The organism is Pseudomonas sp. MPDS, from assembly GCF_013283895.1.
In the GTDB taxonomy this organism is placed as follows: domain Bacteria; phylum Pseudomonadota; class Gammaproteobacteria; order Pseudomonadales; family Pseudomonadaceae; genus Aquipseudomonas; species Aquipseudomonas rhizophila.
The window spans coordinates 1,111,203-1,126,282 of record NZ_CP054128.1 but is presented as its reverse complement, the minus strand read 5'-3'; the positions used below and the strand labels follow the sequence as shown (position 1 = coordinate 1,126,282).

Annotated in this window: 11 protein-coding genes; 6 read left to right on the top strand and 5 right to left on the bottom strand. The window is 62.0% G+C overall.

Features of this window, described 5'->3' with window-relative positions:
* Entirely contained in the window at positions 1 to 1,350 is a 1,350-nt protein-coding gene (locus HQ912_RS04920; protein ID WP_047230241.1) for a gluconate:H+ symporter, read from the bottom strand.
* A 345-nt stretch (positions 1,351 to 1,695) separates the two neighbouring features.
* On the opposite strand from HQ912_RS04920, the gene HQ912_RS04915 reads away from it, so the two are divergent.
* Together HQ912_RS04915 and HQ912_RS04910 are read left to right on the top strand one after the other, a co-directional pair.
* On the top strand, positions 1,696 to 3,141 hold the full coding sequence (locus tag HQ912_RS04915) for a SulP family inorganic anion transporter (protein ID WP_173406528.1): 1,446 nt from the start codon (positions 1,696 to 1,698) through the stop codon (positions 3,139 to 3,141).
* Positions 3,142 to 3,270: 129 nt separating this feature from the next.
* Positions 3,271 to 3,480 carry a DUF2788 domain-containing protein gene (locus tag HQ912_RS04910; protein ID WP_047230243.1) on the top strand — a complete coding sequence of 70 codons (210 nt, stop codon included), beginning with the start codon at positions 3,271 to 3,273 and terminating at the stop codon, positions 3,478 to 3,480.
* Here HQ912_RS04910 and HQ912_RS04905 read toward each other — a convergent pair.
* The 4 genes from HQ912_RS04905 to HQ912_RS04890 all read right to left on the bottom strand — a co-directional run bounded on the left by HQ912_RS04905 (position 3,475) and on the right by HQ912_RS04890 (position 11,192).
* The gene (locus HQ912_RS04905; RefSeq protein WP_173407511.1) at positions 3,475 to 4,041 is read right to left on the bottom strand and encodes a pseudouridine synthase; all 567 of its coding nucleotides are present in this window, start codon (positions 4,039 to 4,041) and stop codon (positions 3,475 to 3,477) included. The genes HQ912_RS04910 and HQ912_RS04905 overlap by 6 nt on opposite strands.
* A gap of 157 nt (positions 4,042 to 4,198) precedes the next feature.
* Positions 4,199 to 5,698 (bottom strand): AMP nucleosidase, encoded by a 1,500-nt coding sequence (gene amn, locus HQ912_RS04900; protein WP_160893475.1) that lies wholly within the window; start codon positions 5,696 to 5,698, stop codon positions 4,199 to 4,201.
* A 1,385-nt stretch (positions 5,699 to 7,083) separates the two neighbouring features.
* Positions 7,084 to 8,733: an acyl-CoA dehydrogenase family protein gene (locus HQ912_RS04895; protein WP_173406527.1), complete on the bottom strand. Its 1,650-nt coding sequence runs from the start codon at positions 8,731 to 8,733 to the stop codon at positions 7,084 to 7,086.
* A gap of 74 nt (positions 8,734 to 8,807) precedes the next feature.
* Positions 8,808 to 11,192, bottom strand: coding sequence for a hybrid sensor histidine kinase/response regulator (locus tag HQ912_RS04890; protein ID WP_173406526.1), 2,385 nt, complete (start codon positions 11,190 to 11,192; stop codon positions 8,808 to 8,810).
* A gap of 313 nt (positions 11,193 to 11,505) precedes the next feature.
* Here HQ912_RS04890 and HQ912_RS04885 point away from each other — a divergent pair, with 313 nt between their 5' ends.
* The 4 genes from HQ912_RS04885 to HQ912_RS04870 all read left to right on the top strand — a co-directional run bounded on the left by HQ912_RS04885 (position 11,506) and on the right by HQ912_RS04870 (position 15,027).
* Entirely contained in the window at positions 11,506 to 12,303 is a 798-nt protein-coding gene (locus tag HQ912_RS04885) for a hydroxymethylpyrimidine/phosphomethylpyrimidine kinase (protein ID WP_076383510.1), read from the top strand.
* Positions 12,304 to 12,319: 16 nt separating this feature from the next.
* Entirely contained in the window at positions 12,320 to 12,946 is a 627-nt protein-coding gene (thiE, locus tag HQ912_RS04880) for a thiamine phosphate synthase (RefSeq protein WP_173406525.1), read from the top strand.
* Between the two features lie 24 nt (positions 12,947 to 12,970).
* Positions 12,971 to 14,254: a glutamate-1-semialdehyde 2,1-aminomutase gene (gene hemL / locus HQ912_RS04875; RefSeq protein WP_047229511.1), complete on the top strand. Its 1,284-nt coding sequence runs from the start codon at positions 12,971 to 12,973 to the stop codon at positions 14,252 to 14,254.
* Between the two features lie 218 nt (positions 14,255 to 14,472).
* Positions 14,473 to 15,027, top strand: coding sequence for a tetratricopeptide repeat protein (locus tag HQ912_RS04870; protein ID WP_047229510.1), 555 nt, complete (start codon positions 14,473 to 14,475; stop codon positions 15,025 to 15,027).
* The last annotated feature ends 53 nt before the right edge of the window (positions 15,028 to 15,080 follow it).

The following is a 15,080-nucleotide window of genomic DNA, read 5'->3' as shown; positions in this document are numbered from 1 at the left end:
TTAAAGCAAGCGCGCAAGTCCTAGGGTCAGGCCGAACGCAACCAGGGAGATCAGCGTTTCGAGTACGGTCCAGGTCTTGAAAGTTTGAGTGACGGTCATATTGAAGTATTCCTTGATCAGCCAGAAGCCGCCGTCGTTGACGTGGGAAAAGATCACCGACCCGGCGCCGGTGGCCAGCACTAGCAGCTCGGGATGGGGATAGCCCAGACCGATCGCCACGGGGGCGACGATACCGGAGGCCGTGGTCATCGCCACCGTGGCCGAGCCGGTGGCGACACGCATCAGGGCGGCGAACAGCCAGCCCATGACCAGTGGCGATAATTGAAATTCCTGGGCCAGGCCGACGATTTGTTGAGTGACTCCGGCGTCCACCAGGATCCGGTTCAAACCACCGCCAGCGCCCACCAGCAACGTAATGCTGGCCGTCGGCGCCAGGCATTCATTGGTGAACTTGAGGATCGACTCACGGTTGAAGCCCTGGGCCAGGCCCAGCGTCCAGAAGCTGAGAAGGGTCGCCAGCAGCAAGGCAATCACCGAGTTGCCGATGAACAGCAGGAACTGATTGAAGCCGCTGCCCGGCTCGGAAATCAGGTTGGCCCAACCGCCGATCAACATCAGCACCACCGGCAGCAGGATGGTCCCCAGGGTTATCCCGAAACCTGGCAGATTGGCGCGGGGCTCGCGGTCGAGGAATTGGCGCTCCAGCGGGTTATCGTCCGGCAGTTGGATGCGCGGCACGATGAATTTGGCATACACAGGGCCGGCAATGATCGCGGTAGGAATACCGATCAGGATCGCGTACAGCAAGGTTTGCCCCACCGAGGCCTGGAACGCCTGCACCGCCAGCATTGCCGCCGGGTGCGGCGGCACCAGGGCATGCACCACCGAGAGACCGGCGACCATCGGCAACCCCACCATCAGGATTGACACGCCCACGCGCCGGGCAATGGTGAACGCGATGGGCACCAGCAGCACGAAACCGACTTCGAAAAACAACGGCAGCCCCACCAGGAAGGCAATGCACACCATCGCCCAATGGGCGTTGCGCTCGCCGAAGCGCTCGATCAGCGTTTGCGCCATGCGCTCGGCCCCGCCGGACTCGGCCATCATCTTGCCGAGCATCGTGCCCAAGGCCACCACCAGCGCGATGTGCCCCAGGGTCTTGCCCACGCCCGCCTCATACGCCCCGACCACACTGGACGGCGGCATCCCGGCCAGCAGCGCCAGGCCAATGGACACCAGCGTAATGACAATGAACGGATTAAGCCGATATCGGGCGATCAAAACGATCAGCGCAATGATGGCGATGGCCGCGTAGACCAACAGCCAATAACCGAATGCAGGGGCCATGCGTTACTCCTCGAATGGGGTCACGTCGTTGTGTTTGTGAAACTCATAAATCATTTCGAGGATTAATCTTCAAACGCGCTGAAAGTAATTTTCGTACACAGACAAGAAATGTCGCTGACGGACATCGCTCACCACCTGCCATGTAAATTCAGCGCAGGATTTTCATCCCTGGCCGTCTCCCGTGGCGAGGAAGCGTGCGCCTTGCGCACTGCGAAGCCGCCCCGAAATCATCCACACGACGACCAACCACTGGCCGCACCGCACTCAATTCCGTACCATCCCCACCCTGTTTTTGCACCACGCCCACGGCAGTCGACTCTCAGGCGCTGCCCCGCCAGGACAATCATGAAACCAGCACGTCTTCGCGCCGACGCCCTCGCCGGCCTCACCACTTCTTTTGCCTTGCTGCCCGAATGCATCGCGTTCGCCCTGGTGGCTCATCTCAACCCACTGATGGGGTTGTACGGCGCTTTCATCATCTGCACGCTGACCGCGCTGTTCGGCGGGCGGCCAGGCATGGTGTCTGGCGCGGCGGGATCGATGGCCGTGGTGATTGTCGCGCTGGTGGTGCAACACGGCGTGCAATACCTGCTGGCCACTGTGCTGCTGGGCGGGTTGATCATGATGGCGTTCGGGCTGTTGCGGCTGGGCAAACTGGTGCGCATGGTGCCGCACCCGGTAATGCTCGGTTTCGTCAACGGCCTGGCGATCATCATTGCGCTGGCGCAACTGGAGCACTTCAAGAGTGGCGAGACCTGGCTCAGCGGCGGCCCGTTGTACCTGATGATCGGCCTGGTGGCGCTGACCATGGCCATCGTCTACCTGTTGCCACGCCTGACCCGCAGTGTTCCGCCGGCCCTGGTGGCGATCCTGGGGGTTGGCCTAGCGGTGTACTTTTTCGGGCTGCCGACCCGCACCCTGGGTGATATGGCGCATATCGCCGGCGGCCTGCCGGCTTTTGTCTGGCCGGACATTCCCTGGAACCTGGATACCTTACGGATCATCGCGCCCTATGCGGTGGTGATGGCGATGGTCGGCCTGCTGGAAACCCTGCTGACCCTGAACCTGACCGACGAGATCACCGAGAGCCGCGGCTACCCGGACCGCGAGTGCGTAGCGTTGGGCGCGGCCAACATGGCCTCCGGACTGTTCGGCGGCATGGGCGGTTGCGCAATGATCGGCCAGACCGTGATCAACCTGAGTTCGGGCGGGCGCGGCCGGTTATCCGGCGTGGTGGCCGGGGTGATGGTTCTGCTGTTCGTGTTGTTTCTGTCGCCGTTGATCGAACGCATCCCATTGGCCGCGCTGGTAGGCGTGATGTTCGTGGTGTCCCAGCAGACCTTTGCCTGGGCCTCGCTGCGGGTGATCAACAAAGTGCCCGTCAATGACGTGTTGGTGATCATCGCGGTGACGACCATCACGGTATTCACTGATCTGGCCACCGCCGTGCTGTGCGGCATTATCATTGCGGCGCTCAACTTTGCCTGGCAACAGGCCCGGGAACTGTATGCCGATGCGCATCTGGAAGCGGACGGCAGCAAGCTCTATCGCCTGCACGGCACCCTGTTCTTCGCCTCGACCACGCCCTTTCTCAACCAGTTCGACCCGGCCAACGATCCGTCCCAGGTGACCCTGGACTGCCGTCACTTGAGCTTTGTCGACTATTCGGCCATCGCGGCGCTCAAGACCCTGCGTGAACGCTATAGCAAGGCCGGCAAGCACCTGCGGGTGTTTCACTTGTCCGAACGCTGCAAACAGATGCTCAAGCGGGCCGGTGTCCACCACGACTGAAGAGAACACCGCTGCGTCAGCCCAGGCGATGAATAGCTGCGACACACCGTCGCAGCCCAATCCTTCGCCCTCTTTCCATGCCGTATACTCGCCCCGCCTTTTCAACCTCGCCCACGCCGGAGTGTTTCGATGGATCCTGTGGTTTTCGAAGAGTGGATGATGACTGGCCTTGTCAGCATCCTGATCATTTTCATGGGTTTCATCGTCTGGGATCTGGCGAAGAAGTCCAAGGCCGGGCGTTTTGGCTCGTTCATCCTGTTTTTTGTGCTGGGACTGGGCGTGGCGGCATTCGTCATCAAGAGCGTGGTGATCGGCCTGATCGAGACGGGCACCTTATAAACGCGCCGGCACTTCCTTCCACTGTCCCTGATCCAGCCCGTCGAGCGTCCAGTCACCGATCCTGACCCGCACCAGACGCAATGTCGGCAAGCCCACCGCGGCGGTCATGCGCCGTACCTGACGGTTGCGCCCTTCGCGAATCACCAGTTCCAGCCAACTGGTCGGCACGCTTTTACGAAAGCGCACCGGCGGGTTGCGCGGCCATAGCTGCGGCTCATCCAGTTGCCGCGCTTGTGCGGGCAAGGTCATGCCGTCGTTCAGTTCCACGCCAGCGCACAGTCGCTGTAATTGCTCGGCACTGGGCTCACCTTCTACTTGCACCCAATAGGTCTTGGCCAGTTTGTGTCGGGGGTCGGCGATGCGGGCCTGCAACTGCCCGTCGTTGGTGAGCAGCAGCAACCCTTCGCTGTCGCGATCCAGCCTCCCGGCGGGATAAATGCCGGGCACGTCGATAAAGTCCTTGAGCGTCGCCCGCCCTTGATCGTCACTGAACTGCGTCAGCACATCGAAGGGTTTGTTGAACAGGATCAGCCTCGGCTCGGCCGGCGGGGCCTTGGCCACACGACGCGGGGCGGATGCGGGAGGTTTCGCGCCAGGGCGGCGGGAAGCGGGACGTGGCGGACGAGGCATGGCAAACACAACATCTAACGGTCTGGGCCCACCATGCTAGTGGCCCGACCGTTAAATAACCACTGCCCCTTCAACCGGGATCAGTTCATCAGCGGAACGGCGGCTCGTCGAAGCTGCGCAACTTGCGCGAGTGCAGCGAGTTGAGTTCGTTGCGCAACAGGTCCAGCGCCGCGATGCCGATCTTCAGGTGCTGGTTGACCGCCCGTTCGTAAAACGCGTTGGCCGAACCCGGCAATTTGATCTCGCTGTGCAGCGGTTTGTCCGAGACACAAAGCAACGTGCCGTACGGCACACGCAAGCGGTATCCCTGAGCGGCGATGGTGCCGCTTTCCATGTCCACCGCCACGGCGCGGGACAGGTTGATCAACGGACGCTCCTGGGCCCAGCGCAATTCCCAGTTGCGGTCGTCGTAGGTCAGCACAGTGCCGGTGCGCAGGCGTTTCTTCAGCTCGTCGCCCTTTTCACCGGTGACATTGGCCGCCGCTTGCTGCAAGGCCATCTGCACTTCAGCCAGGGCCGGGATCGGAATATTCGGCGGCACGACCCGGTCGAGGATGCCGTCGCGACGCATGTAAGCGTGGGCCAGCACGTAGTCGCCGATGGTCTGGGACTGCCGCAGCCCACCGCAGTGACCGATCATCAGCCAGCAGTGGGGGCGCAGCACGGCCAGGTGGTCGGTGATGTTCTTGGCGTTGGACGGCCCGACGCCGATGTTCACCAGCGTCACGCCGTGGCCGTCGCTGGCCTGCAGGTGATAGGCCGGCATCTGGTAGCGGTGCCAGACCACGCCCGCGGCGATCGCCGAGGCTTCACCGTGGTCCATGCTCTTTTCGATGATCACGTTGCCCGGCAGGACCATGCGCACAAAACGCGGGTCACTGCGCAGTTGCTCCAGGCCATGGACAATGAACTGATCCACATAACGGTGATAGTTGGTCAGCAGGATCCACGGCTGCACATGGCGCCAGTCGCTGCCGGTGTAATGCACCAGCCGACGCAGGGAAAAGTCCACCCGCGCCGCGTCAAACAACGCCAGCGGCAGCGGGTCGGTGTTTTCCCAGTCGTAGAGGCCGTCGGCAATGCCATCGGTGGCGGCCGACAGGTCGGTACTGGGGAACACTCGGGCCAGCACCGCGGCAGTCACACCGGAGCCGGCCAGTTCATCACCCTGCTCCACCACGTAGGGATAGGGGATGTTCTGCTCGCTGACACCCACTTCGACGGTGACGGTAAAGTCGTGCATCAGCGGGACCAACTGCTCCAGCAGGTATTTACGGAACGCAGCCGGATGGGTGACGGTGACACTGTAGGTGCCCGGCAACTGGACCTTGGCGTAGGCGCGGGTGGTTTGCGGGACTTCGCCATGGCAGTGATAGGTCAGGCGCAGGGCGGGATAGCGAAACAACGCCCGCTGTTCGGCATCCGGCTCGATGCGATCCTTGAGGTACCGCTTGAGCGCCTGGTTCAGCGCAGTGGTCGCACGCTCGTGCAGGGCCGCCAGACGATCCACGGCTTGTTCGGCGGTTTGAACGACAATAAACGCTTCGGTCACGATCAGCTTCCTGTGTTCTGACTTGCAGGCCTTCATCTTGCCTGCATCGTCGGCCGACGGGAACAGTGGCGTATTGGGCGCGATCGATCATCCACCACAAATCCCCATGTGGGAGCGAGCCTGCTCGCGATAGCGGTGTATCAGTCACCAGAGATGTTGAATGTGCCGACGCCATCGCGAGCAAGCTCGCTCCCACCCTTGATCGCCGCCAGCCGCAGATTCTTCATTCACCGCAAATCCCCTGTGGGAGCGAGCCTGCTCGCGATAGCGCTGTATCAGTCACCAGAGATGTTGAATGTGCCGCCGCCATCGCGAGCAGGCTCGCTCCCACCCTTGATCACCACCAGTCGCAGATTCTTCATTCACCGCAGATCCCCTGTGGGAGTGAGCTTGCTCGCGATAGCGCTGTATCAGTCACCAGAGATGTTGAATGTGCCGCCGCCATCGCGAGCAGGCTCGCTCCCACACTTGATCGCCGCCAGCCGCAGATTCTTCACTCGCCGCAGATCCCCTGTGGGAGCGAGCTTGCTCGCGATAGCGCTGTGTCAGTCAGCAAAGATGTTGGATGTGCCTACGCCTTCGCGAGCAAGCTCGCTCCCACCCTTGATCACCACCAGCCGCAGGTTCTTCATTCACCGCAGATCCCCTGTGGGAGCGAGCCTGCTCGCGATAGCGGTGTATCAGTCAGCAAAGATGTTGAATGTGCCGACGCCATCGCGAGCAAGCTCGCTCCCACCCTTGATCACCACCAGCCGCAGATTCTTCATTCACCGCAGATCCCCTGTGGGAGCGAGCTTGCTCGCGATAGCGGTGTATCAGTCAGCAAAGATGTTGAATGTGCCGACGCCATCGCGAGCAAGCTCGCTCCCACCCTTGATCGCCGCCAGCCGCAGGTTCTTCACTCGTCACAGATCCCCTGTGGGAGCGAGCCTGCTCGCGATAGCGGTGTATCAGTCACCAGAGATGTTGGATGTGCCTACGCCTTCGCGAGCAGGCTCGCTCCCACCCTTGATCGCCACCAGCCGCAGGTTCTTCATTCACCGCAGATCCCTGTGGGAGCGAGCCTGCTCGCGATAGCGGTGTATCAGTCAGCAAAGATGTTGGATGTGCCGACGCCATCGCGAGCAGGCTCGCTCCCCCCCTTGATCACCACCAGCCGCAGATTCTTCATTCACCGCAGATCCCCTGTGGGAGCGAGCCTGCTCGCGATAGCGCTGTATCAGTCACCAGAGATGTTGAATGGGCCGCCGCCATCGCGAGCAAGCTCGCTCCCACCCTTGATCACCACCAGCCGCAGATTCTTCATTCACCGCAGATCCCCTGTGGGAGCGAGCCTGCTCGCGATAGCGCTGTATCAGTCACCAGAGATGTTGGATGTGCCTACGCCTTCGCGAGCAAGCTCGCTCCCACAGGTTCGGCGTTTAGAAACCTTGGGGCGTGGAGCGTGCCACGATGGCCTCGACATTCAGGCCTCGGGGCAAGGCGCCGTATGCCCGGCCAGCCGAACCCAGGCGGCTGGCGATGAAGGCATCGCTGACGTCGCTGTTGCCCGCTTCCAGCAGCAGCTTAGCTTGCAGGCCGATGGCGATCTCTTCAGTCAATTGCCGGGCGCGGTACTGGATGTCAGCGGTATCCTTGAACGCCGCGTGCAACCGATCGATGTGGGCAGCCAGGCGTTTGTCGCCGTGGCCGTCACCCAGCTCGGTGAACAGCACTTCAAGCACGCCCGGTTCCTTGGACAGGGCCCGCAACACATCCAGGCACTGCACATTGCCGGAGCCTTCCCAGGTCGAGTTCACCGGTGCTTCACGATAGAGGCGCGGCAGGATGCTGTCTTCGACATAACCCGCGCCGCCCATGCATTCGGCGGCTTCGTTGATCATCGCGGGGGCGCGTTTGCAGATCCAGTATTTGCCCACCGCAGTCACCAGCCGCGCGAACTTGGCCTCGTGTTCGTCACTCAAGTGGTCCAGCGCCCGGCCCATGCGCAGGCTCAGGGCGAGGGCCGCTTCGCTTTCCAGCGCCAGGTCGGCCAGCACGTTTTGCATCAGTGGCTGTTCGCTCAACAACTTGCCACCGACCTGGCGATGCGCGCAGTGATGGCTGGCCTGGGTCAGGGCCTGGCGCATCAGAGCACTGGAACCGACCATGCAATCGAAGCGGGTCATGGCGACCATCTCGATGATGGTCGGCACGCCTCGCCCTTCTTCACCGACCATCCAGGCCAGCGCCCCACGGAATTCAACTTCGCTGGAGGCGTTGGAACAGTTGCCCAGCTTGTTCTTCAGCCGCTGGATATAGAACTGATTACGGGTGTCGTCCGGGCGATGGCGCGGCAGCAGGAAACAGCTCAGGCCCTTGTCGGTCTGGGCCAGGGTCAGGAAGGCATCGCACATCGGCGCCGAGCAGAACCACTTGTGGCCCACCAGCTCATAGGCCTGGCCCGGACCGCTGGCGCCCACCGGATAAGCTTTGGTGGTGTTGGCCCGCACGTCGGTGCCGCCCTGCTTTTCAGTCATCGCCATGCCGAGGGTCACCCCGGCCTTGTGGGCCATGCCGACGTTTCGCGGGTCGTACTCGGTGGCGAGCGCTTTGGGCACCCAGAGCTCGGCCAGGTCCGGTTGCAAACGCAACGCCGGGACGCTGGCGAAGGTCATGGTCAGCGGACAACCGGTGCCGGCTTCAGCCTGGCTGTGCAGATAAGTCATCGAGGCTCGGGCGACGTGGGCGCCGGGTTGCGGGTCGGCCCATGGCAGGCTGGGCAAGCCATGCTCGACGGCGGTGCGCATCAACTGGTGGTAAGCGGGATGGAATTCCACCAGATCGATGCGATGGCCGTAGCGGTCGTGGCTGGAAAACACCGGCTTGTTCTGGTTCGCCAGAAACCCCGCTTCCATCAGCGGCCCGCCGGCCAGTGCGCCATACGCATCGATCCGCCCTTGCGCCCAGCCCGCACCGAAACGCTGCGACCACTGCTGCAGCGGCAGGTCGATGCGATAGAGGTTGGCGCCATCCAGGGACGGTGGCTGATTGGTGACCTCGTGGGTTTCGGCGAACTGATGCAGGTTCATGACAGGGCTCCTTGGTCGGCCAGCAGAGGTTCAGTTAAGCACCGCCCCAGGGCCGAACAAAGTGTCATACCCGCCTAAATATCGGCGCTTTCACCCTGTTTTGGACAAAGTACCCGTCGTTGCAGAATCGTGCGCAACACCTCGAATTTCACCGGTTTGCTCAAGTAATCGGTCAACGCGCCCGACGTGCAGCGCTCGTGATTCGGATTGGGACTGACCACAAACACCGGCAAGTCCTCACAGCCGGCGAGCGTACGGATCTGACAGCAGACCGACACCCCGTCCAGCGGTGGCGACTGGCAATCGAGCAGCACGGCATCAACACTCTCGCCCTGCAGCATATCCAGTGCCGCGCGGCCGCTGTCGGCGGTACGCACCCGGTAACCGAGCTTGAGCAACATGCCGCGCATCACCAGCAGATCAATGCTGTTGTCGTCAGCCAGCAACACCGTGCAATCCTGGGGCAACCGCGCGCTTTCTCGCGGGCTGAACGAAAATGGCGTGGGCGCCTCCACGGGCACGGCCATTTCCACCTCGACATCCAACTGGAATCGGCTGCCGCGACCGGGTTCGGAGGTGTGAGTCAGGCGTCCGCCCAGCAACTCCACCAGCTGCCGACAGATCGCCAGCCCCACGCCGAGACCGCCGTATTCCCGAGTCATGGAACCGTCCAGCTGGAAGAAGCGCTGGTACAAGCTCGCCTCTCCAAGGTCCGTGAAACCAATACCGGTGTCGATCACGGCAAAGGACAGCACCAGCCGATCGAGCCCCGACGGTCTGCCACTGACCCGCAGCGCCAGGCCCCCTGTGCGGGTGAACTTGACGGCGTTGTCCAGCAGGCATTCCAGGCATTGGGCCAGCTTGCCACTGTCACCGATCAGCCGGTCCGTCAGGCCGGGTGCCACGTCGACCTTGAAATCCAGGCTCTTGACCGCCGCATTGGCACCGAACTGCACCTGCAAGGCGTCGACCATCGCGCGCAGACTGAACGGCGCCGGGTAGGCCTTGAGCTTGCCGGCCTGCAACTCGGTAAGGGTGAGGATGCCGTTAACCATGCGCATCATGTCCCGCGCAGAACCTGCGGCGGTCTGTTGATACTGGGTCAGTTCCTCGTTCATTTCGACGGTTTCCATCAACTCCAGCGAACCGATCACGCCATTCATCGGCGTGCGCAGCTCATGGGTCAAGGTGGCGAGGAATTCATCCTTGAGTTTGTTGCCATGGGCCAATTGCTGGTTGAGCACTTCAAGTTTCTGCCCGGCGTCGAACAGCGTCTGGGCCTGCTGCTCGCGCATGGCATTGATACGGTCGGCCAGGGCCAGGGACAACAGCGCTACTTCGATGGCCGAGCCAATCTGGCTGGCGTACATGGTCAGGAATACGTTCGGCAGATAACCGAGCACCATCATCGTGTTGACCACGCCCCCCAGCAGAAACGCCGACCAAGCGATGATGAAATAACGCGCCACCCGCAGGCCACGCCACCAGGCGAACAGCCCGGCGGCGAAAATCACCACGGTAAACACCAGCGCCAATGCCGTCGCCAGGCGCAAGGCCAGGGCGTAACTGGTCATCAGCGACAGGCCCACCACTACCGCGCTGTAGGCGATCAGCGCCAGCAGCAGCCGGTCAAGCCAACGACTGTGTTGCGCGGTTTGCAGGAAGCTGCGCGCAAACTGGCTGCCGAACAGACCCGCACAGCCGATGAAAAAGGGGGTTGCGGCATTGGCCCACCAGGGGTTGTCCGGCCAGAAATACTCCACGGCCGCTCCGTTGACCGACAACTGATACAAGCCGAACGAGGCGATATAAACGATGTAATAAAGGTAACTGGTGTCCCGCACGCTCAGGTAAATGAACAGGTTGTAGACCAGCATCCCCAGCAGTACGCCATAGATGGTGCCCAGCACGTACAAGCGCACAGGTTGTTGCTCAAGATAGGCCGTGCTCGACCACAACGTCAGCGGCGCCTGGATCGACCCCTGGCTTTGCAGGCGCAGGTACACGACCTGACGTTGTTCAGGTTTGAAGTCCAGGCTGAACAGGTAGTTGTTCTGGCGAATTTCACGGCTGGCGAACGGCAAGGCATCGCCGGTCTGGCGAACCAGGCGATACGCCCCGGCGCTGTCAGGCAGATACAAGTCCAAATGGTCCAGCGGCGGATAGGCCAGCTCCAACAACCAGGTGCGTTGGGCGTCCGGATTGCCGGGACGGTAGTGCAGGTCTATTTTCAGCCAGAATGCCGAGCGCGAATAACCAGCGTTCAGCGTGGCTTTGTCATGGGGCTTGAAGTGACCCGCCGCGGCCTCTGCCAGGACGTCGTCGATGGTAGCCGTACCGTGGGTGTCTTCGAACACCTGCAGGGCATGGCCCAAGGGCAGGCTTTGGGTGAATTCATCGAATTCGAGGGCGCTTGCCAAAGCGGGCAAGCACAGCAGCAGCATCAGCAAATAGCGCATTTAAGCCCCAGCGTGGCCTGTCCGGTTGAATCAGGAAGCCCCCCATTCCCTGAGTAGACGTAAAACCGGCATTACCTGTTATTGGTTGGATCCATTTCTAGCATAGCCGCTGATGGCCAATTTGCACCATTGAAATTTTTCCTACAGATGGCTCTAGAACGGGCGTTCCAGCGCCAAGCATTGAGATAGAGCTGTTGCTTTGGTCAGGTCGGCAACGGGTGGGTCAAAAGCAATCATCAGAGCAAGCAGTCCAGCATAAAACCCTCAGAGTCCGACCACCGACAAAACAGGTTTGGTGGTAAGCTCGCGCACCATGAATATCTACAGCTCTCGCCCCGTTGTCCTCTGTCTCTCCGGCCACGATCCCAGTGGTGGCGCCGGTTTGCAGGCAGATATCGAAGCCCTGCTCGCCCAGGGTTGTCATGCCGCCCCGGCCGTTACCGCGTTGACCGTGCAGGACACGGTTAACGTGAGCGATTTCCGCGTGCTCGATCGGGAGTGGGTGCTGGCGCAAGCCAATGCCGTGCTCAACGATTCGCAGGTAGCGGCGGTCAAGCTGGGGATGCTCGGCTCACTGGAAATGGTCGACACGGTAGTCGAACTGCTGCAGGCGCACCCGCATTTGCCCATGGTCTGCGACCCAGTGCTGCGAGCCGGTGGCGGCGGACGATTGGGCAAGGATGAAGTCGGCTACGCCATGCGCGAACGCCTGTTACCCCTGGCAATCATCGCCACCCCCAATCTGCCGGAAGCACGCATCCTCGCCGAACTGCCAGAGGGCAGCGCCGATGAATGCGCCGAAAAACTGCTGCCCTTCGTCAAGCACCTGTTGATCACCGGTGGTCACGGCGACGAACATGAAGTCCACAATCGCCTGTACAGCCGCGATGGTCGCCGCGAAACCTTCACCTGCCAGCGCTTGCCCGGCAGCTACCATGGTTCCGGCTGCACCCTGGCCAGCGCCCTGGCTGGACGACTGGCCCAGGGCGAACACCTCGCCAGCGCGGTCAAGACAGCACTGGATTACACCTGGCGCACCCTGCGCGATGCCGAACAGCTGGGCAAAGGCCAGTTCGTCCCGCGTCGCCTGCCGCTGGATTTCTGCTCGTAGCCCCGGAGGCTGTGGAATGAAACTACATGGCCTTTACGCCATCACCGATAGCCAACTGCTGGCCGGCAAATTCCTCGCGTATGTGCAAGCGGCACTGGAAGGTGGCGTCACCCTGCTGCAATACCGTGATAAAAGCAGCGACGAAGCCCGCCGTCTGCGCGAAGCCGAAGCGCTGCGCAATCTGTGCGAGCGCTACAAGACCCGATTGATCATCAACGACGACGCCGAACTGGCCGCGCGCCTGGGCGTCGGCGTTCACCTGGGCCAGACCGATGGCCCTCTGGCGCCAGTACGGGCGCTGCTGGGGCGCGACGCAATCATCGGCTCCACCTGTCATTCCAGCCTGGAGCTGGCCGAACAGGCCGCCAGCGAGGGCGCGAGCTATGTCGCGTTCGGACGCTTCTTCAACTCCAACACCAAGCCCGGCGCACCCAGTGCAAACCTTGAACTGCTCGACCAGGCCCGGATCAAACTGCATATACCGGTGTGCGCCATCGGCGGCATCACCCTGGACAACGCCGCCCCGCTGGTGGCTCACGGTGTCGACCTGCTGGCCGTGGTCCATGGTCTGTTCGGCGCCGACAGCCCCCAGGAAGTGACGCGCCGCGCCCGTGCCTTCAACGATCTGTTGCAGATCAAATAATTTTTCGATTTCGAGAGCCCAACCATGTCCCGTTCCGAAACCCTGTTTGCCAATGCCCAAAAGCACATCCCCGGCGGCGTGAACTCCCCCGTTCGTGCGTTCAAGAGCGTTGGCGGCACCCCGCTGTTCTTCAAACACGCCGAAGGCGCGTACGTGACGGACGAAGATGACAAGCGCTATGTGGACTACGTCGGTTCGTGGGGCCCGATGATCCTCGGCCACAGCCATCCGGACGTGCTGGAAGCGGTGCGCAACCAGTTGCAGCATGGCCTGTCCTACGGTGCCCCGACCGCCATGGAAACCGAGATGGCCGACCTGGTCTGCTCGATCGTGCCGTCGATGGAAATGGTGCGCATGGTCAGCTCCGGCACCGAGGCAACCATGAGTGCGATTCGCCTGGCGCGGGGCTTCACCGGTCGCGACAGCATCATCAAGTTCGAAGGCTGCTACCACGGCCACTCCGACAGCCTGCTGGTCAAGGCCGGTTCCGGCGCGCTGACCCAAGGTGTACCAAGTTCGGCCGGCGTGCCCGCAGCGTTTGCCAAGCACACCCTGACCCTGCCGTTCAACGACCTCGAAGAAGTCGAGAAGATGCTCGGCGAAGTCGGCCAGGAAGTGGCCTGCATCATCGTCGAGCCTGTGGCTGGCAACATGAACTGCGTACCGCCGGCGCCGGGTTTCCTCGAAGGCCTGCGCAGCCTGTGCGACCAGCACGGCGTGGTGCTGATTTTCGACGAAGTGATGACCGGTTTCCGCGTAGCCCTCGGCGGCGCCCAGGCCCACTACGGCGTGACACCGGACCTGAGCACCTTCGGCAAGATCATCGGCGGCGGCATGCCGGTCGGTTGCTTCGGCGGCAAGCGTGCCATCATGGAATGCATCGCGCCGCTGGGTCCGGTCTACCAGGCCGGTACGCTGTCAGGCAATCCGCTGGCCATGGCCGCCGGCCTGACCACCCTGCGTCTGATCAGCCGCCCGGGCTTTCACGCCGAGCTGACCGACTACACCACCCGTCTGCTCGACGGTTTGCAGATTCGTGCCGACGCAGCGGGCATTCCGTTCGTGACCACCCAGGCCGGTGGCATGTTCGGCCTGTACTTCAGTGGCGCCGATGACATCGTGACCTTCGAAGATGTGATGGCCAGCGACGCTGACCGCTTCAAGCGTTTCTTCCACCTGATGCTCGACGGTGGCGTGTACCTGGCACCGAGCGCGTTCGAAGCCGGCTTTACCTCCATCGCCCATGGCGAGGCCGAGTTGAAGATCACCCTCGACGCCGCTGAGCGGGCCTTCGCCGCGTTGAAGTAAGGCTGTGGATAACTGACGCCGGCTGACGCTGGCGTCAGTGATTGACGACAACCTCTTGCCCCTTTTCCTACGTATTACCCCTCGAAGCTGCCGTTAGCGCTCCCTCGCAGCAGAAAAACGAGTAAAGACTTTGTAAGGATGGCCCTGCTTATTTCATAATGCGCGCTTATTGGATCCCCCGGAGGGTCCGCGTGCCCCTCAGAGGTAAGTCGATTCCCATGAACCGCACCGGCCGCACCCTTGCCCTGGGCTGCCTGTTGCTCCTTCAGCCGCTGCTGGCGAACGCACAAGCAGGCGGCAACTCGTTGTTGATCCCGGCGATGGGCCGTTGCACGCTCAACACCCAGCCACAAGATCTCGCACCGGCACTCGACGCCTGTCAAAAAGCGGCGGACGCGGGCGATGCACAAGCGCAATACGAGTTGGGCGAGTTCTACTACGACGGCAAGGCTGCGCCGCGCGACCTCAAACTGGCCCTCAGCTACTTCGAAAAAGCCTCACTGCAAGGCCATGCCCAGGCGCAATACAAGCTGGGCGGCATGTTCTTCCATGGCGAAGGCGTGCCGGCCAACAACGTGCAGGCCTACATTGTCTTGAAGATGGCAGCGGTCAATGGCGCCGAAGAAGCCCTGGACACCGCCGACGAAGTCGCCGAACAGATGCCCCGCGACGAACTGGAAGTCGCGACCCAGGTGCTGGGGCAGATCTTCCGCAAATACCTGATGGAATTGCAGAACGCCGACGGGCGCACGCCCTTCTCGCCACTGCCCTGAATCCACCACGGCCTTGAGAGCCTAATCGCGAGCAGGCTCGCTCCCACAGTTAA